The 20,925-nt window shown below is 62.5% G+C and carries 15 protein-coding genes; all 15 read right to left on the reverse strand.

What is annotated here, in order from left to right:
* Positions 1-2: 2 nt before the first annotated feature.
* The 15 genes from AC07OT_RS21585 to fleN all read right to left on the reverse strand — a co-directional run bounded on the left by AC07OT_RS21585 (position 3) and on the right by fleN (position 20,848).
* On the reverse strand, positions 3-7,778 hold the full coding sequence (locus AC07OT_RS21585) for a hemagglutinin repeat-containing protein (RefSeq protein ID WP_495109005.1): 7,776 nt from the start codon (positions 7,776-7,778) through the stop codon (positions 3-5).
* Between the two features lie 24 nt (positions 7,779-7,802).
* Positions 7,803-8,324 (reverse strand): toxin-activating lysine-acyltransferase, encoded by a 522-nt coding sequence (locus tag AC07OT_RS21590; protein WP_065940548.1) that lies wholly within the window; start codon positions 8,322-8,324, stop codon positions 7,803-7,805.
* A gap of 11 nt (positions 8,325-8,335) precedes the next feature.
* Positions 8,336-10,081 carry a ShlB/FhaC/HecB family hemolysin secretion/activation protein gene (locus AC07OT_RS21595; RefSeq protein ID WP_495109006.1) on the reverse strand — a complete coding sequence of 582 codons (1,746 nt, stop codon included), beginning with the start codon at positions 10,079-10,081 and terminating at the stop codon, positions 8,336-8,338.
* Positions 10,082-10,269: 188 nt separating this feature from the next.
* On the reverse strand, positions 10,270-10,662 hold the full coding sequence (locus AC07OT_RS21600) for a DUF2802 domain-containing protein (protein ID WP_092355175.1): 393 nt from the start codon (positions 10,660-10,662) through the stop codon (positions 10,270-10,272).
* Complete coding sequence (locus AC07OT_RS21605) at positions 10,663-11,145, reverse strand: chemotaxis protein CheW (RefSeq protein ID WP_005790025.1); 483 nt, start codon at positions 11,143-11,145, stop codon at positions 10,663-10,665.
* Between the two features lie 81 nt (positions 11,146-11,226).
* Positions 11,227-12,021, reverse strand: a complete 795-nt coding sequence (locus tag AC07OT_RS21610) for a CheW domain-containing protein (RefSeq protein ID WP_330215001.1) — start codon at positions 12,019-12,021, stop codon at positions 11,227-11,229.
* A gap of 2 nt (positions 12,022-12,023) precedes the next feature.
* On the reverse strand, positions 12,024-12,812 hold the full coding sequence (locus AC07OT_RS21615; protein ID WP_065924144.1) for a ParA family protein: 789 nt from the start codon (positions 12,810-12,812) through the stop codon (positions 12,024-12,026).
* Positions 12,813-12,863: 51 nt separating this feature from the next.
* Positions 12,864-13,751 (reverse strand): flagellar motor protein MotD, encoded by an 888-nt coding sequence (motD, locus tag AC07OT_RS21620; protein WP_027603873.1) that lies wholly within the window; start codon positions 13,749-13,751, stop codon positions 12,864-12,866.
* A 15-nt stretch (positions 13,752-13,766) separates the two neighbouring features.
* Entirely contained in the window at positions 13,767-14,507 is a 741-nt protein-coding gene (locus AC07OT_RS21625; protein WP_027603872.1) for a flagellar motor protein, read from the reverse strand.
* Positions 14,507-15,640, reverse strand: coding sequence for a protein-glutamate methylesterase/protein-glutamine glutaminase (locus AC07OT_RS21630; RefSeq protein WP_074847404.1), 1,134 nt, complete (start codon positions 15,638-15,640; stop codon positions 14,507-14,509). Before AC07OT_RS21630 ends, AC07OT_RS21625 begins: the two co-directional genes overlap by 1 nt.
* 48 nt (positions 15,641-15,688) lie before the next feature.
* A complete protein-coding gene (locus tag AC07OT_RS21635; protein ID WP_495109007.1) occupies positions 15,689-17,914 on the reverse strand; it encodes a chemotaxis protein CheA in 2,226 nt (741 codons plus the stop codon).
* 11 nt (positions 17,915-17,925) lie between these two features.
* The gene (locus tag AC07OT_RS21640) at positions 17,926-18,714 is read right to left on the reverse strand and encodes a protein phosphatase CheZ (RefSeq protein WP_027603869.1); all 789 of its coding nucleotides are present in this window, start codon (positions 18,712-18,714) and stop codon (positions 17,926-17,928) included.
* A gap of 18 nt (positions 18,715-18,732) precedes the next feature.
* Positions 18,733-19,107, reverse strand: coding sequence for a chemotaxis response regulator CheY (locus AC07OT_RS21645; protein WP_160385018.1), 375 nt, complete (start codon positions 19,105-19,107; stop codon positions 18,733-18,735).
* 170 nt (positions 19,108-19,277) lie between these two features.
* Positions 19,278-20,018 (reverse strand): RNA polymerase sigma factor FliA, encoded by a 741-nt coding sequence (gene fliA, locus AC07OT_RS21650; protein WP_015885174.1) that lies wholly within the window; start codon positions 20,016-20,018, stop codon positions 19,278-19,280.
* A complete protein-coding gene (fleN, locus tag AC07OT_RS21655) occupies positions 20,015-20,848 on the reverse strand; it encodes a flagellar synthesis regulator FleN (protein ID WP_003192912.1) in 834 nt (277 codons plus the stop codon). Before fleN ends, fliA begins: the two co-directional genes overlap by 4 nt.
* Positions 20,849-20,925 lie beyond the last annotated feature (77 nt).

Genomic DNA, 20,925 nt, shown 5'->3' on the forward strand with positions numbered 1-20,925 from the left:
CCTCATGGTTTAACTCGAACAAAGTGTGAGACACCGTCGGGTGAATCCCGCCAGAAAGGCTGGCAGGCTGGTCCGCCATCGCCATAACAGTTGTGCACGGTGTTTTCGCCGCCCAGCACCTTCAGCCACTCCCATACACGAACGCTTCCCTCCGGGATCGTACCGCCTGTGCCAGCGTTAAACCCTACGCCGGGTGTTCGCGCAACGGGGTCGAAATTATGATTCTGGTACTGCAGCGCCATCGCCTCGCGTTGCTCCTCAGAACTGAACGTTGAGCGGTTCTGCAATATCCCCAACAGCGAGTCAGCCTTTTGCACCCCGTAGGCTGCACCAAAGAAGTTCATCGACGTCTGACCCAGAACGCCAGCGTTGGCCGGATCACGGGCCAATGATTCCATCGCACTGCCGGTGGTCAGCGTGCCCCGGCTGTGCCCGTCGATATGCAACCCGCTCTGACCGAACTGGACCATGTAGTCCTTGGTTTGCACGGTGGCATTGGATAAACCCCAGAAGTCATTTTCAAGGTTTTTCTGATACGCCGCGATCATCAGCTCGGACGTGAAATTGTTGGCTTTCTCAAAGTGGATCAAATATTGCGGCCCGGTATCGGCGGTGCTGTGCTGGTTAGCATATTTAGCGGCACCATCGATGTCGTTGAAAATGCCGTTGTTAGCGATATGCACCTTGCCGTCTGGCCCTTTCTTGAGGTGCTGTTTCTCTTCGTCGCTCAACTCGCGACGTTCAACCTTGCCGTCTTTATCAATCAACGCCTTGCCATCCTTGTCCTTCAAGACCTCATACACCCGCGCCTTCTCGATAAAGATCTTGCGATACGCCTCATCCGCCAACAACGAGACCTGATGATAGAACTCACGCTTGATCTCCTGCTCGGCCTCGACCTTGCGCCCCATTTCTGCCACATCCAGGCGCTCCACGGCGGCATGGGCGGCTTCGGTGTTGCGGTTCAGGTTGGCAATTGTCTGGTCGACAGTCATGCCGCCGACCACGCGCTGGCGCTCGGCGTTGGTGATCACCAGGGTACCGGCGCTGATCGCGCTGCGGGTGTCGCTGGATTCGGAGTCGGAATCCGAGCCATTGTTGAGGCTGTTGGCGAGCAGCGCCTTGGCCGTGCCCAGTTTGCCGTCGAGCATGTCCGAACTCAGGTCGACCCCTGACGTCTTGGCGCTGGCTTCGGAAAAGTTGTGGATGTCGGACACGGTCAGCGTACCGGTGGTCAGGCTGTTCTTACCGTCAGCGATGGCCTTGTCGGAACTGGCGATCACACCGCCCTTGAGGTCGGTATTGCCGCGCACGTTGATGTCGAAACCACCGTCGCCGGCGCGGATGCCCGATTGCTCGATCACGCTGGCAAAGTTGGACTTCTGCTTAGTGTTAGTCGAGCTGAAGCTCGCCGTAGCGGCGCCGGCGCAGACCGGCGGGATGCAGATACTGATACCGGCGCTCATGCTTTTCTGCTGGGAAGCAAAGGTGCTGGTGTCCTGCAGGCTCTCGATATTCAAGTCGCCACCGACGTCAGCCTTGACCTTGTCACCCGACACCACGGCGCCGCGAATCGTGGTGTCCTTGCCGGAAATCAGGCTGACCTGGTTACCCGCCGTCAGGTGGGTGTTGCTCCAGACCAGGTCGTTGCCATCGGCATTGCCGCGGCTCTGGGACGCCGAGGCATTGAAGCTCAGGCCATTTTTCTCGCCGCCAAAGGAGATGCCGATGCCAATGCTGCCGCTGATGCTTTTGTTGGTGCTGTGCTGCTCCATGGTGTTCTGGGCGCCCACCAGCAGGATATTGCCGTCGGCTTTCAACAACGCATCGTTGCCCGCCGTGATCTGGCTGCCCTGCACCGTCAGGTCGTTGTTGCGTGTGCCGCCGCTGGACACAATCGACACATCCCCGCCCGCCGCAACGGTCGAGCCGGCCGCGGTGCTGCCATTTTGTTCGCTCTTGCTCGAACTCTGGTTGGTGCCCAGGGAAATACTCAGGTTGATCCCGCCCATGGCGGCCGGATCAGCCGCCACCTGGGTATAGGCATCGCTGGCCGCCCAAGCGGTATTCAACGCCGCCAGGGTTTTCATGCGTTTGTCGTCGGTACGTTCGGCGGCCTTGTTCATGCGCTGGCCGGTCTGCACCGCATTCACGATCGGGTTGGTCAGGGTCAGGCTGACGCCCGTCTGCTTGAAGCGCTGCTCTGTCTGCATCGAGCTGAGGTTGCGCGCTTCGAGGATGTTGACCTCGGACGCGTCGATCGACACATCCCCCTTGGGCGCATTGACGTTACTGCCCACCTGGCGGTACTCGCCGCCCGCACTGACCAGCACATTGCCGTCAGTGGCGCCGATATTACTGGCCGCCGCCGTGCTCTGGCGCGAACGCTCCTCATTGGTCTGGCGCTGCGAGCCGATGGTGACGGCAATGGCGCCGCCGCTGAACATGCCGCTGGTTTTCACGTCTTTGGTATGTTCTTCGCTGAGGTGCTCGGTGGCGGCTTGCACCTTGATGTCATTGCCTGCCGAAAGCAGCGTCCCCGAGGTCGAGACCACATTGCTGCCGGTGATCGCAATGTTGTTGCCGGCTTGCAGCACCGTCTGTTCACCACTGAGTGTCGCCGCCTGTGCGCTGGTCTGGCTCACCGTATCGCGGGTGGTGATGGTCTTTTTAGAGAACATGCCGTTGCTGCCGGTAACCTTGTGCGCTTCATCGGCGCTGTTGAAGCGCTCGCCGGCCTCTACGTTAATGTCCCGCGCGGCGCTGACGACCACGGCGCCGGCATCACTGCCGACTTGCGCGCCGCGCACATTCACGTCACGCCCGGCCCCCAGGCGAATATCGCCGGCGCCTTGCACGGCGCTGCCGACTTCATTGCGCCCGGCTTCCTTGCGCCAATTGCTCCCGTCCCACTGGTTGGCCTGGGTATAGGATTCACTCACGGTGCTCAGGGTAATGTCGTTACCCGCCACCAACGCGGTCTTACCGCCCACACCGGTGTTTTTGACCTCGGCGCCTTGCAGGTTGATGTTGTTGCCGGCGGTGGCTATCAGGTTGGCCGCAGGGGCCGAGACATAGAGCCCGGCCACGCGCGACAGGCCGGTGCGGGTGCCCTGCTCGCTCTGGCTGTCGGTGGTGGTGGACCGCACATTCAGGTCATTGCCGGCACTCAGGGACAAGCGGTTGTTGGCGCTGATCAGGCCACCGATGTTGTTGATGTCCTGGCTGGCACTGAGCGCCACCTCGTTGCCCTGGATCCGGCCGCCGAGGTTATTGAGGTTCTGCACGCTGATGTTGACGCCATCGCGCCCGGACAGGCTACCGGCGTTGACCAGGTCACCGCGCACGTCGAGGTTCAACGTGCGTCCGGCCATCAAGGCACCGGAGCCATCCATGTCGCCCTCACGGACCCGCACATACACCTGCGGCACCAGCACCTGGCGGACTTCGCCACTGGCCAGGGTGACGTCCTTGGCCACCAGCCAGACGATGTCGCTGGTCAGCTGCGCCATTTGCTCGGCGGTCAGCGCCACACCCGGAATCAACTTCCACTGATCGGCCAGGGTCACGGCACTGTCGATCATGCCGCGATACTGCTCTTCGTCACTGGCGTAGCCGTCGACAAACCGCCGCCCGGTAAGTTGTGCCACCTGCTCGCGGATCAGCTTCTGCTCGTAGAAGCCATCACCCAGACGTTGCTGGGTCGCCGCCGGGTCAAGGTTCAGGCGTTGCAGCATATAGTCCGACGACAACCACTGACGGTAGTTGGCAAAACGCGGGTCGGTCTCCACCAGGTAGCCGGCGGTGCTGCCGGGGTTGGTGTGGAACAGGCTGCTGTTGGGCAGGTCCGGGTTGAAGCCACCGGTCCGGATCTGCTCCACCGCGCCAGCGGCATTCTGCTTGGTCAGTGCTTCGACCTGGCTGATCGGGCTGACGGCGTAGGTTCTGCCGACACCCGAGAGATCGCCGGTGCCGGCGGTGTTATCCGCGACCTTGGCCAACACCAGCGCGCCGACCTGCGTACCGGTGCCATTGATGGCCGCGTACTCGGTAAACATGGTCGGTGTCAGCTTGATCTGCTGAATCAGCGGTGCCGGCGTATAGGTGGTGACGCTGCGGCCCTGACGGTCGCGGCCCTTGCGCTGGATACGATAGAAATTACTCAGCGTGCCTTTATCAGTAGTGATGCGCTGGCCATCCACCTCGGTATTGATCACGCTGCCGACATTGGCGTTGAGGGCCTGACCAGCAATGATCCGGCTCTTGTCGTTGATTACCTGGTCGGCGATCAGGGTGAGGTTGCCGCCCGCCAGTAGTTGTCCGGGGTCGGATTGGGTAATCCGCGTTTCAGTCACCTCACGGGTGTAGTCGTAGCGGTTCCAGCGATCGTCATAGCCCTCCGGGGTGACCAGGTGCAGGACCTCATTGTTGTAGGTCGAGACCTGATCCGGCGTATAGCGGTTGGTGGAGCCAGACAGCTGGAACTCCTGCAGCACATCACGGGACGCCACCACCTGCTCGGTAGCAAAGTGCTCGTTGGTGTTGCGGATAACCCTGGCGTTCACATTCAGGCTGCCCAGCGCCTCGACGGTTGCACTGGCGTTATTCAATTCCTGCGCCTGGCCGCTGGCGTTGCCGTTGGTATCCAGGGTCGCCCCAATCGCTAAATCGCCGGCACTGAAGATCAGACCGTGCTCGCGGTTGTTCACTACCTGGCTGGCAATATCCAGGCGGTTGCGCGCTGCAACCGTCGCGGCAACACCGCCTTCGAGGGTGTTGTTCAGGGTCGCGGCGGCGATGGACAGGTGATCGCCGTAAATACGCCCGGTGCCCAGGTTGTTCAGCGTCGCGGTGTTGATCCGCGTGACCTCAGCGTCGATCAAGCCACGGTTATCCAGTTGGCTGCCCGCATTGACCTCGACCTGACGCGCGCTGATCAAACCGCTGGCGGCGTTGTCGAGGGCGTTGACGTTCAGGCGCAGAAGATCACCGGCCTGGAAGCTGCCTTGGTTGGTCAAGCGCCCGCCGGTCTCTACCGTCAGGCCGCCGTTGGCCTGGAACAGGCCGCTGTTGACGAAGTCGTTGGTCAGCCGAAACGTCAGGTCGCCCAGGCTCAAGGCCTTGCCGCTGCCGCTGTAACGAGCACTGTCGAGCAGCAGGGATTGCCCGGCAATCAGCGTGCCCGCCACGTTACTCACTGCCTGGCGTTTCTGTGCCAGGTCACGGTCGGCCACGGTCAGCGCACTGCCGGCGGAAACAATCCCTTGCTCGTTATCCAGGGTGCCGCTGCCGGTGATGCTCAGTGCCGCATCGGAGACGATCGAGCCGCCGCGGTTGGTCACGTCATCAGCGTCGATGGCCACCGACTGCCCCTTGACGCCTTGGTTGGCGCCCTGGGTCGAGCTGTTATCGACACGCGCAGCCGTAAGCGCCAGATGGCCGTCGGCACGCAACAGGCCCGCCTGGTTACTCACCTGCAGAGCATTGACTTGCAGGGTCTTGGCACTGCCGATAAAGCCCTGGTCGTTGAGCAATTGCCCGGCGCGCACCGTCACCGCAGCCTGGCCAAGAATGCCGCCGCGGGTGCCGGAATTACGATTGCTCAGCAACTGGCCATGGGTGTCCAGGGTCAGCGCCGACTTCGCCTGCACGGTGCCGCCGTCATTGTTCAGCACGCCACTGTCGACCGTCAGCGTATCGCTGGCATTGAGCATGCCCTGGCCGTTATCCAACTGCTGGCCGTGGGTGTCGATCAGCAACTGCGCGCCGGTCACCACGCCGCTCTGGTTGTTCAAACCCTGGGCGTTGACGGTCAAGGCTTTGGCGGCCTCAAGGCGGCCGCCCTGATTGTCGAGCTGTTGCCCGCGACTGTTGAGGATCAGGTCGGCGGCGACCGAACCGAGGGTGCCGCCCTGGTTGAGGATGCTGTCGGCATTGACCGTCAGCGTCTGTGTCGACGCGACCGTGCCCTGGGCGTTATTCAACTGCCCGGCGTCGACGTCCAGCGCACCGCCGGCGGTGATCTGGCCGTTACGGTTATCGAGGCTGCCGCCGTCGAGGAACAACTGCGCAGCCGTGACCAGCTTGCCCTGCTGGTTGTCCAGGTGCTCGCGAGCCGTGACGTGCAAGTCGCCGAGCCCGCCGGATTGCACCAGGCCATGCTGGTTGCCCAGGGTGTCGGCACTGACGTCGAGGCGGCCACCACTGGCGAGGGTGCCACGGCTGTTGTCGAGACTGTGCGAGACGGTCATGCGCATGCCCGCACTGCCGGTCTGCACCCACTTGCCGCCGACGTTGGAGAGGTCCAGCGCCGTGGCGGTGATCTGCGCGGCGCCCACCTGCGCGGCATCGCTGAGCAAGGTTTGCTTGGCGTCGGCGGTCAGGCCCTGGCCGGCGGTGACGCGGCTGCGGCGCACATCGAGGTTGCCGGCGGTGCTGGTCAACGCCACGCTCTGGGCCGAGGTCTGGCTGTCACTGAGGTCGACCGTTGCGGCGGTGGCGCTCAAGTGTTGCGCCGCAAGGTTCTGCCCCTTGGCCGTCAAGGTGCCGGCAGACGTCAGGGTCAGCGAGCCGCTGCTGCCCAACTTGCCGCTGCTGTCGACGCCGGCGGCCAGTGCGGAACCGGCCTGGCTGCGAATCGCCGACTGCGCGCCGGTGGTGGTCAGGCGCGTATTCCCTTGGGCGGACACAATACCCTTGTTGTCGATATCCCCGGCAGCACTCAGTGCCAGGTCGCCCTGGGCAAACAGCGTACCGCTGTTGTCGATGCCCTTGTCCGCCTGGGCAGTCAGTTGGGTGGCGCTGCTGACCCGGCCGCTGTTCTCGATGCGGCCGTCGCTGCCAATCACCACCTCACCGGCGCTGGCACCGATCTGCCCGGCGTTGCGCACGCCGACGCCGGCACCGTTGCCCACCAGGGTGATCTTGCCGGCATACATGCCGCCCAACTGCGCCACATCGATGGCGACGGCGGGGGCGTCGGCCTGGGTTTTATCCGTGGCCCCTGCCTTGATGCTCAAGTCCTTCGCCCAGATCCCCGCGTTGACTTCAACCGTGCGCGCGATGATCTCGGTGTAGTCGGCCCGAGTACTGTCCATGCCATCGCCGCCGATGCTGACCTTGCCCCCGGAGACTTGATAGCCGCTGATCAGGCCGTTCTCGAACTGCGCGCGGCCCGTGGTCAGTGTCGCCCGGTCGGCGTTGATAAAGCCGCAACCGTCGCAGGCAATCCCGGACGGGTTGGCGATGACCACCTGGGCCTTGGAGCCTGCCACTTCGACAAACCCGCGTAATTGGCTGGGGTTGCTGGAGTTGACCTCGTTGAGGATCACCCGTGCACTGCCGTTGGCCAGCGCGCGGTTGCCTTCGATCCAACCGCCCAGTTGGGTCTGGCTGTTGGTCACGCCGTTGTTGAGGATCACGCCGCGCTTGTCCACATCGAACTGCGTATAGGTATTGCGCGACACCCCTGCCCCGCTCGGCGTGGTGATGTCCACCACGGGCGCGCCGTTGCCGGCGGCGCCAATCGTCGGGCGTTGACCGGCCGGCGCAGAACCGTCGACCACCACCTGGGCCTGCGCCGGCATCACCAGAGCGACCCAGCCCATCCCCACCATCAGCGCAAACCGCAGCGGTGTGAGGGTCACCACGGCGGTACCGGCCCGGGACACGGCGCTCGTGGTGCCGGGTGCCTTGCACGCACTCTTGACGTTCTCGGCCACCACCATCAGCAGGCCGCGAGCCTTGTTGAATACAATTCGAAATAGATGCTTATTCATGCAAGTCCTTTGCGCGGAGGCTGATCAGAGCGCGTCGCTGGGTAACGGGTGAGTGGCAAACCAGGCTTTCGCCTCCAGATCCAGGACGGCGATCCCCTGGAAATTCATGACGCGTAAACCGCGCTCATCGCCTCGGTGGTAAAGCGAACGGCAGATGCGATTGGGCCACAGGCGCCGACGTAACAAGCTCATGACACGCGGGGTGTGACCAAACGGCGCGACCCAGTCGTTGACCCAGGTGCGTTCGCCGCTGTTCCAGTCCTCCGGCGGCAGGCACACCGCCGGCTCGCGCAAGTAACGCGCTTCGGCCTCGGCACTGAGGTTCAGCCACGACAGGAAAAACACCGGGCGCCCGTCTTCGCTGATCAAAATGAACTGGCGCTGCTTGATGGCAGGCAGCAACAGGGTCGACAGGCTGTGCAACGGCGCATCCCGGTGTGCAGTGGAGTGCATCCACAGCCAGACCGCCGAGCCCAGCACCTGGGCTTCGTCGATGGGGCTGTCGGCCCGTTCGGGGGCCAGCACGTGCAGGGTGTCGTAGCGCATGGTGGTCTCCTTCAAAATGACCAGTTGGCGCTGAAGCCACTGGTCACGTCGGCGGTCTGGAACCCCTTGGGTTTTTCCAGGGGTTTGCCGGTGTAGAGGTCGTAGGAAAACTGCTTGTAGCCGCCGCGCAGGCCCACCACCGCACCGGCCAGGCGTCGCCCCGAGAGGTACTGGGTGGAGTGGCCGCCGACTTCGCCGTAGTCCACGCCCAGGTACAGCTCCTGACCGGTATTGGCCAGGCTCAGGCCCAGGTCGTTGCTGAACGTCCAGCCGCGCTCGGCGGACAGGATCTGCTCGCCGTCGAAGCCACGCACGGTGTAGCGCCCGCCAATCGAAAAACGATCCTGCGGGATCAGCGGCGTGCGGTTCCACTGTCCGCGCCAGCCGGCGATGTAGCGCAGCCGCTGCTCGCCCAGGGTGAACGGCAGTTGCAGTTGCGCGTTGGCGGAAATCACCTGCGAGCGCGAGGTGCCTTCGCCGTTCTCTTCCTCGGGCGCGCGCAATGCGTCACGGGCACCGGTGCCCCGGCGATAGCCGACGCCGAGGTCGAGGGTGCTGGCACCGATGAACTCACGGTGGTTGATCCCGGCCATCCAGCCCGCCATGCGCCGGCGCTGCAGTTCAATTTCGGTGTCTTCGATATAGTTACTGGAGGTGCGGCTCCAGCCGCCGACAGACACGGTGGTCTTGCGCACCGCATCGCGATAGATCACCCGCGACAGCTGGATTTCGTTGGTACGGCTGCGGCCACTGTAGGAATACGCTTGGTTAACCCCGGCAATCGTCTGGTGGTAGTCGTACTCGCTGGAGGTCAGGCTCAGCTGCCAATAGTCGTAGGGCACCGAGTAATGCACGGTGTGGCCCTTGGAACCGCGGTCGCCACTCTGGCCGCCGCCCAGGTCGTGGTTGAAGCTGATGTAGAACAGGTCGTTGAGGGTGGCGAGGTTGTCCAGTGACAAGGCGACGTTACCCTGGTACTTGCCGGTCTGCTTGCTGCCGGAGTCGTCCACCGACAAGCTGACCCGCACCGGTATGGCCTGCTTCCAGGCGATGACCACGTCGCTTTCTCCAGGCTGCGCGTCGTTGCCCTCGGCCGGGGTGATCTGCACATCCGCTTCGGCGGTGGGCACGCGCTTGAAGTTCTCCAGCGCCTGTTCGATATCGCGCAGGTTGAGCACGTCGCCGGCGGACGCGGGCATGGCGTTCCAATAGTGGGCGCGTGCGGAGGTGCCTTCGGCAAAACGGATGTGCTTGATCCGGCCCGGCACCAGCACCAGCGACAGGGTACCTTGGTTCAGGTCCTGGGCTTGGGCGAGTACGCGGGTGGTGATGAAGCCCTTGGCGATAATCGCGTTCTGGATGCGCTTCATCGTCAGGTTGATGCCGCCGGCACCGACGCAACGTCCTTGCACAGGATCATCGGCCGGGTTGGCCGCACGCAGGGCCCACTGGAAATCCTCGGACTGGTCGCCAGTGAGCACCACGCGGTCGATCTTGAAGCAGGGCGTTTCATTACGCGGCAAACGCAGGCCACCGGCGTTGTCTTGTGGCGCTTGCAGGCGTACGTCGGGAGACGGCTCCAACTGCTCGCGCTGGGCGCGCTCACGTTGTTGCTGCAACAGCAATTGTTGCGCAGGCGCCTGGGGCTCAGCCGCCAGCACCGCAACACTGGTAAAGAAACCAACAAAGGAGCAGGCGGCGACGCAAGATTGCAGCAAAACAGAGGGTTTTGTTCGAGAGAGAGCGTCGACAGACATTTCGCATCCTTGTGAATGAAACTTCCTACATGCGCAGGTTGGTCATCACAAAGACGTAAAAGTGCCATGGAAGAGCATGGCAATGTGACACATTCGACACAATCGGCCACAGCCGACACCCTTGAGCCTCAAGCCTGAAGGCTCTAGCTCAAGGCATACAGAGGTTTTTCAGGGTTTACACAGCGCAATCAGCTTTTGTGTAATTTACTCATCAACTGCGCCTCAGCCTGGGTCAAGCCACACGACTGGGTCAGTTCATCCACGGTAGCGCCCATGCCCACCAGCTTCGCCGCCTGGGCAAATGACAGGCTGGAAGGGTCGCGCTGCTCGATCTGCGCCAGCTTGTCCGGCAACGGCGCGAGAATGGCGCGCAGTTCATGCACCTCGTCCCCGACCCTCACCGCACTCTGCTGGAAGTGATCGACCCGCTTGACCAGCTCCAGCACCCGTCGATCACGCACCGCATCGCGCTCGGCCTGCTGCATCGCCAACTCGCGCTGCTGGCGTATGTAGCGCAGCAGAAAACCCAGGGTCCCGGCCCACAACAGGGCCAGGACAATCACCGCGACCTCAAGGAACAATCAGATGCTCTCCAGTTCCGACCATTCTTCTTCGCTCATCATTTTGTCCAGTTCAACCAGAATCAACAGTTCGTTGTTCTTGTTGCACACGCCCTGGATGAACTTGGCCGACTCCTCGTTGCCCACGTTCGGCGCGGTTTCCACTTCCGATTGGCGCAGATAGACCACTTCCGCGACGCTGTCGACCATGATCCCGACCACTTGCTTGTCGGCCTCGATGATGACGATACGCGTGTTGTCGCTGACTTCGACCGTGTCCAGGCCAAAACGCTGGCGGGTGTCGATCACCGTCACCACGTTGCCGCGCAGGTTGATGATGCCCAGCACATAGCTTGGCGCACCGGGAACCGGAGCGATCTCGGTGTAGCGCAGCACTTCCTGCACGCGCATCACGTTAATACCGTAGGTTTCGTTGTCCAGTTTGAAGGTAACCCATTGCAGGATCGGATCATCCAAACCTTGTGCGGACGCTGACTTGTTCATATCTCTGACCCCTTCAAATGCCGATGTAGGCGGCGTGTGTACTTCTTTTGGCCGCACACTCGTGCGGCCCTTGTTGTCCCATCAACTGCGTTTGTTCACCGGCATCGCTTTAACCGCACCGCTGGCGATCAACTCGGCCAGTTCGGCAACGTCCAGCAACGCGCACATGTGTTCGATCACGGTGCCTGCCAGCCAGGGCCGCTGGCCCCGATGGCTGCGCCATTTGATTTCATTCGGGTCCAGGCGCAGCGAACGGCTGACTTGATGCACCGCCAGCCCCCATTCGTAGCCCTGCACCGAGATCACGTATTGCAGGCCTTGGCGGAAGTCATCGCGGTAGCGGTCGGGCATCACCCAGCGCGCGGTGTCCAGCACCTTGAGGTTACCGGCCTGGCTCGGCAGGATGCCCAGGAACCATTCCGGCTGCCCGAACAATGGCGTCAATTCCTGGCCTTCCAACGAGTAGATCGAGCCCAGGCACACCAACGGCACCGCCAGGGTCAACCCGGCGACGTCGAACAGCAGACATTCAAATGGCTCGGCCGCCCAGGCCGGCCGATCATCGCCGCTCACCGGCGGTGGCGTGATGCTCGGTGGCAGGTGCACTTCCACGACCGGCTCGACCACCACAGGCACGACGGGCGCGACCACCGGGACGCTGACCGGGACGACGAGTGCATCGCGGGCCTGCTCTTCCAATACAGCCAACTGGAACTCGTCCAGGCTGCTCGAGGACGGCACTTCGACCGCCGGCTCCAGCACCAGGATCGGTTCCGGCAATTCTTCTGCGGTCGCGTCCTGCAGCAAGGCATCCAGGTAGGATTCCAGTGCCAGTTGCGGGCGGGTCTTGACCTTGAGTTCGACGGGACGGTTCATCATCAGGCCACCTGTGCCACAAGCTGCTGGGACAGCAGGTGCTTGAGCAACGCCCGGTAGGCCAGCACACCGCGGCTTTTGCCGTCGAACTGCGACGGTGTGAGCCCGGCACGGCTGGCATCACGCAGGCGAGTGTCCACCGGGATGTAGCCGTTCCAGATAGTCTCCGGGTAGGCATCGCGCAGGACGCGCAAGGTGCCCAGTGACGCCTGGGTGCGGCGGTCGAACAGGGTGGGCACGATGCTGTACGGCAACGCCTGTTTGCGCGAACGGTTGATCATCGCCAGGGTGCTGACCATGCGCTCCAGGCCCTTGACCGCCAGGTGCTCGGTCTGCACCGGGATCACCAGTTGCTGGCTGGCCGCCAAAGCGTTGACCATCAGCACGCCGAGCAACGGCGGGCTGTCAATGATCGCGTAGTCGAAGTCCTGCCACAGTTGCGCCAGGGTCTTGGCGATCACCAGGCCCAGGCCGCTCTGCCCCGGCGACTGGCGCTCCAGGGTCGCCAGCGCGGTACTCGACGGCAGCAGGGAAATGCTTTCGTTACTGGTAGGCAGCAGCAATTGCCCGGGCAGGTCGGCCGGTACGTTGCCTTTGTGCAGGAACAGGTCGTAGTTGCTGTGCTCCAGCGCATCCGGGTCGTAGCCGAAATAGCTGGTCATCGAGCCGTGGGGGTCGAGGTCAACCACGACCACACGCTTGCCCGCCTCGGCCAGCAAGCCGGCTAAAGCGATGGAGGTGGTGGTCTTGCCGACTCCACCTTTTTGATTGGCAACTGCCCAGACTCTCATTCGGATGGTTCCTCCCGGTGGGCACACGCGCGACCGAGACATTGCATAAGGTTATTGAGCCGGCGACGGAGAATTGACGGCACTCTGCTGAACCGGCGGCTTTGCAGGGGCCGGTGCAGTTTGTGTGCCAGCGCGCTTCAAGGCCGCATCCGGTGTTGCATTGGCGGTACCGGTGCCGGTCAGGCTACGGCGCACCTCCAGGTTTCGGGACACCACCAGCACCACCCGACGGTTGCGTGCGCGGCCTTCGAGCGTGGCGTTATTGGCCACCGGCTGGAACTCGCCATACCCCACCGACGCCAGGCGTCCAGGGTTCACGCCCTGCATCGCGAGCATGCGCACGATGCTTGCGGCACGGGCCGATGACAGCTCCCAGTTGGTCGGGTACTGCGCGGTACTGATCGGCACATTGTCGGTAAAGCCTTCAACGTGGATCGGGTTTTCAAACGGTTTGAGGATCGCCGCCACCTTGTCGATGATGGTGAACGCCTGGTCGCTGGGCAATGCATCGGCACTGGCGAACAGCAGGCTGGAATTGAGCTCGATCTCCACCCACAACTCATTGCCGCGCACGGTCATCTGGTTGGAGCTGATCAGGTCGCCGAACGCGGCACTGATGTCATCGGCGATGCTTTTCAGCGGATCACTGGTGCCGCCCACGCCGGCAGCGGTTTCGTCGCTGTCGTTGACCAGCGGCTTGGCCGGGGTCACGGTCCTGGGCCGCTCTTCGCCAATCGGGATCGGCTTGAGCGAACGGTCGGCGTCGTTGAACACGCCGATCAACGCCTGGGAAATGACTTTGTACTTGCCTTCGTTGATCGACGAGATGGAGTACATCACCACGAAAAAGGCGAACAGCAAGGTGATGAAGTCCGCATAGGACACCAGCCACCGCTCGTGGTTGACGTGTTCTTCAGGCTCGCGACGGCGACGGCTCATTGGCAATACTCCCCATCAATCCATGAAGCCCTGGAGCTTCAATTCGATGGAGCGCGGGTTCTCGCCCTCGGCAATCGACAGGATGCCTTCGAGCAGCATCTCGCGATAGCGCGACTGGCGCATGGCAATCGACTTGAGCTTGCTGGCCACCGGCAACAGCACCAGGTTGGCACTGGCCACCCCGTAGATGGTGGCAACGAACGCCACGGCAATGCCGCTGCCCAGCTGCGACGGATCGGCCAGGTTGCCCATCACGTGGATCAGGCCCATCACCGCGCCGATGATGCCGATGGTCGGCGCGTAGCCGCCCATGCTTTCAAACACTTTGGCGGCGTTGATGTCGCGGCTTTCCTGGGTGTAGAAATCCACCTCGAGGATGCTGCGGATCGCTTCCGGCTCGGCGCCGTCCACCAGCAATTGCAGGCCTTTGCGCGAGTAGCTGTCGGGTTCGGCATCGGCCACGCCTTCGAGGCCCAGCAGGCCTTCCTTGCGCGCGGTGAGGCTCCAGTTGACCACACGATCGATGCCACCGGCCAGGTCGACACGCGGCGGAAAAATGATCCAGATGAGGATCTGCATCGCGCGCTTGAACGAACTCATCGGTGACTGCAGCAACGCGGCGCCCACCGTGCCGCCAATCACGATCAGCGCCGCCGGGCCGTTGGCCAGGGCGCCCAGGTGACCGCCTTCGAGGTAGTTGCCGCCAATAATGGCGACAAACGCCAGGATGATGCCGATCAGGCTCAATACATCCATCAGAGGCAGGCCTCCACCAGATGCCTGCCGATGTCGTCCAGGCTGTAGACGGCGTCGGCCAGGTCAGCCTTGACGATGGCCATGGGCATGCCATAGATCACGCAGCTGGCTTCGTCCTGGGCCCAGATCGCACTGCCGCCCTGCTTGAGCAGGCGCGCGCCTTCACGGCCGTCGGCGCCCATGCCGGTGAGCACCACCGCCAGAACTTTGTCGCCATAGGACTTGGCCGCCGAACCGAAGGTGATGTCCACGCACGGCTTGTAGTTGAGGCGCTCATCGCCCGGCAGGATTTTGATCGCGCCACGGCCGTCGACCATCATCTGCTTGCCGCCCGGAGCCAGCAACGCCAGGCCAGGACGCAGGATGTCGCCATCCTCGGCTTCCTTGACGCTGATGCGGCAGAGCTTGTCCAGGCGCTCGGCGAAGGCCTTGGTGAACGCGGCGGGCATATGCTGGATCAACACGATCGGCGCCGGGAAGTTGGCCGGCAATTGGGTCAACACGCGCTGCAAGGCGACCGGGCCGCCGGTGGAGGTGCCGATGGCGACCAGTTTATAGGCCTTGCGCTTGGGCGCAGGCGAATGGGCAGCCGCCGGTGCCGACGTCCGCACCGGCGGCGCGGCAGGCCGTGCAACCGGCGCAGGTGCCGGGCGGCCAAACGTGGAACCGGCAGGCGCCGCCGGCGCAGCAACCGGTGCCGGCGCAGGGGCTGGCGCGCTGAACAGGCTGCGGCGGTTGCTGCGGGAAATACTGTGGACTTTCTCGCACAGCAGTTGCTTGACCTTCTCGGGGTTGCGCGAAATGTCTTCGAAATTCTTCGGCAGGAAGTCCACCGCCCCCGCATCCAGCGCGTCGAGGGTCACTCGGGCGCCTTCGTGGGTCAGCGAGGAGAACATCAATACCGGGGTCGGGCAGCGTTGCATGATGTGCCGGACTGCCGTGATGCCATCCATCATCGGCATCTCGTAGTCCATGGTGATCACGTCCGGCTTCAACGCAATGGCTTGATCAATCGCCTCTTTGCCGTTGGTGGCCGTGCCGACCACCTGGATGCTTGGATCGGCGGAAAGAATTTCCGAGACGCGGCGGCGGAAGAAACCCGAATCGTCCACCACCAGGACCTTGACTGCCATAAACACTCCGTTAGGTGGGGCGGGCAATACCGCCCTGCCCCACCAGAATCAAATACGCCGAGCGGCGTAACGCTTGAGCATGCTCGGAACATCGAGAATCAGCGCGATCCGACCGTCACCGGTGATGGTCGCGCCCGACATGCCCGGGGTTCCCTGCAGCATTTTGCCCAAAGGCTTGATGACCACTTCTTCCTGGCCCACCAGTTGATCGACGACAAAGCCGATACGCTGGGTGCCCACGGAGAGGATCACCACATGGCCTTCGCGCTGCTCTTCATGGGCTGCCGATGCAACCAGCCAGCGCTTGAGGTAGAACAGGGGTAACGCCTTGTCCCGCACGATCACCACTTCCTGGCCGTCGACCACGTTGGTGCGCGACAGGTCGAGGTGGAAGATCTCGTTGACGTTGACCAGCGGGAAGGCGAATGCCTGGTTGCCCAGCATCACCATCAGGGTCGGCATGATCGCCAGGGTCAACGGCACCTTGATGACGATCTTGGAGCCCTGGCCCTTGGTCGAGTAGATGTTGATCGAGCCGTTGAGCTGGCTGATCTTGGTCTTCACCACGTCCATGCCCACGCCACGGCCCGACACGTCGGAAATCTCGGTCTTGGTCGAGAAGCCGGGGGCGAAGATCAGGTTGTAGCACTCGGTGTCGGTCAGGCGGTCGGCGGCGTCCTTGTCCATCACGCCGCGCTTGACCGCGATATTGCGCAGGATGGTCGGGTCCATGCCCTTGCCGTCATCGGTGATCGACAGCAGGATGTGGTCGCCTTCCTGCTCGGCCGCCAGGATCACTTTGCCGCCACGGGACTTGCCCGAGGCCTCGCGTTCTTCCGGGGTTTCGACACCGTGGTCGACAGCGTTGCGCACCAAGTGGACCAGCGGGTCGGCCAGGGCCTCGACAAGGTTCTTGTCGAGGTCGGTTTCTTCACCCACCAGTTCCAGGTTGATCTCTTTCTTCAGCTGGCGCGCGAGGTCGCGAACCAGGCGCGGGAAGCGACCGAAGACTTTCTTGATCGGCTGCATGCGCGTTTTCATCACCGCGGTCTGCAGGTCGGCGGTGACCACGTCGAGGTTCGACACGGCCTTCTGCATGGCCTCATCGCCACTGCTCAGGCCCAGGCGCACCAGGCGGTTACGCACCAGTACCAGCTCGCCGACCATGTTCATGATGTCGTCCAGCCGCGCGGTATCGACCCGCACGGTGGTTTCGGCCTCACTGGCCGGTTTTTCCGCGACCGGTGCGGCAGCGGCACGCGCTGGAGCCGGGGCAGCAGCCGGCGCAGGCGCAGGCTTGGCGGCGGGCGCGGCGGCTTTGGCGGCAACCGGTGCCGCCGTGGCTGCAGCAGCGGCCGGGGCGACTTCGGTGAACTTGCCCTTGCCGTGCAGATCGTCCAGCAGTGCTTCGAATTCGTGATCGGAGATCAACCCATCGTCCGCAGGCTTGGCGCCGGCAGCGGGTGATGCCGGGGCCGCAGCCGTAGCGGCGACGGCCGGCAAGGCATCGGCCGCGAAGGTGCCCTTGCCATGCAACTGGTCGAGCAACGCTTCGAATTCATCGTCAGTGATGTCGGTGCTGGCAGAAGCGGCAGGCGCATCCGCAGCATCGGCGGCGGCACCGGCAGGCGCCACGGCGTCGGCAGCGAACTGGCCCTTGCCGTGCAATTGATCGAGCAGGGACTCGAACTCAGCGTCGGTAATGTCCTCGCTGGTCGGCGCGGCAGCCGGGGCAGCCGGGGCAACCGCAGCCGGCGCTTCGGCTTCGGCCTTGACGGCACTGAGGGAGCTGAGCAGTTGCTCGAACTCGCTGTCCGTCACATCAGGCTCCGCCACCGGTTCCGGCTCGGGTGCGGCTTCGACCACCGGCGCTGCCGAGGTGTCGGCCGGCTCTGCATAGCGCGCCAGGGCGGCCAGCAGTTCCGGAGTGGCTGCGGTGATCGGGGCACGCTCGCGCACTTCGCTGAACATGCCGTTGACCGCATCCAGTGCTTCGAGAATCACGTCCATCAACTCCGAATCAACGTGACGCTCACCCTTGCGCAGGATGTCGAACACGTTCTCGGCGATGTGGCAGCACTCCACCAGCTCATGGAGCTGGAGGAAGCCGGCGCCCCCTTTTACAGTATGAAAACCGCGAAAAATTGCATTGAGCAGGTTCGCATCATCCGGGCGGCTTTCCAGCTCGACCAGTTGTTCGGACAGTTGCTCTAAAATTTCGCCGGCCTCTACAAGGAAATCCTGAAGGATCTCTTCATCGGCGCCGAAGCTCATGTGGGTGCTCCTTAGAAGCCTAAACTGGATAACAGGTCATCTACGTCATCCTGACCTGACACAACGTCTTCACGTTTATCGGCATGAATCTGCGGACCTTCACCCTTGGCGAGATGTTTTTGTGGATCTTTTTCAGAGAGGATCGCTTCGCGGTCATGTTCGATGCCGGCAAAACGGTCGACCTGGCCGGCCATGAGTACCAATTTGAGCAGGTTGCTTTCCACTTCGGTGACCAACTGGGTCACACGCTTGATCACCTGACCGGTCAGGTCCTGGTAATCCTGGGCGAGCAGAATGTCATTGAGGTTGCTGGAAACCATGCGGTTTTCCTGCTCGCTGCGTGACAAGAACCCTTCGACCCGACGGGCCAGCTCACGAAACTCTTCCGCACCGACTTCACGGCGCATGAAGCGGCCCCAGTCAACGCTCAGGGCGTGGGCTTCCGTGGCCATGCCGTTGACCAGGGGCGTGGCGTTTTCCACCAGGTCCATGGTGCGGTTAGCCGCCGCCTCGGTCAGCCTGACCACATAGGACAGGCGTTCGGTGGCGTCGGTGATCTGCGAAATCTCTTCGGCCTGGGGCATGTGCGGGTCAATCTGGAAATTGACGATCGCGCTGTGCAGCTCGCGTGTGAGCTTGCCCACTTCCTGGTACAGGCCGCGGTCACGGGTCTGGTTGAGCTCATGGATCAACTGCACCGCGTCGCCGAACTGGCCTTTTTCAAGGCTGTCAACCAACTGGTGAGCATGCTTTTTCAGGGTCGACTCAAAGTCTCCCTGTGACGTTTCTTTATGCTCCATAGCTCCCCCGCGATGGCATCAGCCGTGGATGCGTTCGAAGATCTTTTCGATCTTCTCTTTCAAGGCCTGTGCAGTGAATGGTTTGACCACGTAACCGTTGACCCCGGCCTGGGCGGCTTCGATGATCTGTTCACGCTTGGCTTCGGCGGTCACCATCAACACGGGAAGGCTGCGCAATTTTTCGTCGGCACGCACGTGGCGCAACAAGTCGATGCCGGTCATGCCCGGCATGTTCCAGTCCGTTACCAGAAAGTCGATGCTCCCGCTGTTGAGGATCGGAATCGCCGTAAGGCCGTCATCCGCCTCGACCGTGTTTGTGAACCCAAGGTCACGCAACAGGTTTTTTATGATCCGCCGCATCGTTGAGAAGTCATCAACGATGAGGATTTTCATGTTCTTGTCCAATTCGACCTCCAAGCAGTCTTAAACGCGCCCAGCACCTGGACGCGCCATTTCAATCAACAGGCATTACACAAAAAGGACTGCCAAGGGCACCACGGCCCGAGCCCGCGAAGGCCTATCACCTTCGCGGTATCGCTTTGCAATGCTCCCCACACTGCCTGTCAGCGCGCTCGCCACTCTCCCAGACGCCCCCGCAAGCGGGCCGCGCACTGGCTATGCAACTGGCTGACACGGGATTCGCTGACCCCCAGGACCTCACCGATTTCCTTGAGGTTCAGCTCTTCGTCGTAGTACAGCGCCAATACCAACCGCTCGCGCTCCGGCAAGTTGGCAATGGCGTCCGCCAACGCGCCCTGGAAACGCTCATCTTCCAGGTCACGGGACGGCTCCATATGCGCGCTCGCGCCGTCCTCGTGCAGCCCTTCGTGTTCGCCGTCCTGCAACAGGTCGTCGAAACTGAACAGGCGGCTGCCCAAGGTATCGTTCAAAATCCCGTAATAATCGTCGAGACTCAATTGGAGTTCGGCCGCAACTTCGTGATCTTTAGCGTCGCGACCGGTTTTTGCTTCAATTGCACGAATTGCGTCACTGACCATGCGTGTATTGCGGTGCACCGAACGCGGCGCCCAGTCACCCTTGCGCACTTCGTCGAGCATCGCGCCACGGATGCGGATACCCGCATACGTCTCGAAGCTCGCGCCCTTGCTCGCGTCGTACTTGGTCGACACTTCGAGCAGACCGATCATGCCCGCCTGGATCAGGTCTTCGACCTGGACGCTGGCGGGCAGACGTGCCAGCAGGTGATAGGCGATGCGCTTGACCAGTGGCGCATAGCGCTCGATCAACTCGCCCTGGCTGTCACGGGCAGATTTCTTGTAAGCGTTATAGCCGTTCGCTGTCATAGCACCGGTCCTGCACTCGTCTGATGCACCAATCGCTCGACGAAAAACTCCAGATGCCCCCGAGGGTTGGCAGGCAACGGCCAGGTATCGACCTTCTGGGCAATAGCCTTGAACGCCAATGCGCACTTGGAACGAGGGAACGCTTCGTAGACTGCACGCTGCTTTTGCACAGCCTTGCGCACACACTCGTCGTAGGGAACTGCACCGACGTATTGTAAGGCGACATCGAGAAAGCGATCCGTGACCTTGGTCAACTTGGCGAACAGGTTGCGGCCTTCCTGCGGGCTCTGGGCCATGTTGGCCAGGACGCGGAAGCGGTTCATGCCGTAGTCACGGTTAAGCAGTTTGATCAGGGCGTAGGCGTCGGTGATCGAGGTGGGTTCATCGCAGACCACCAACAAGACTTCCTGCGCCGCGCGCACGAAGCTGACCACGGACTCGCCGATCCCGGCGGCGGTGTCGATCACCAGCACGTCGAGGTTGTCGCCAATGTCACTGAATGCCTGGATCAGGCCGGCATGCTGCGCCGGGCTCAGGTGCACCATGCTCTGGGTACCGGAGGCGGCCGGCACGATGCGGATCCCGCCAGGGCCCTGGAGCAGCACGTCGCGCAGCTCACAGCGCCCCTCGATCACATCGGCCAGGGTATGTTTGGGCGTCAGTCCCAGCAGAACGTCGACGTTCGCCAGCCCCAGGTCAGCATCCAGCAGCATGACGCGACGGCCAAGCTCTGCCAGGGCCAGGGACAAATTCACTGACACGTTAGTTTTCCCGACGCCACCTTTGCCGCCGGTCACCGCGATCACCTGTACGGGATGCATGCTGCCCATTTTATTTCTTTACCTTGTCTTGCTTAGACGCAGGCTACATGGCTTGGCCGCGTGAATCGCTTGCAGACCATCGATGT

The organism is Pseudomonas sp. GW821-FHT09C10 (assembly GCF_059418085.1).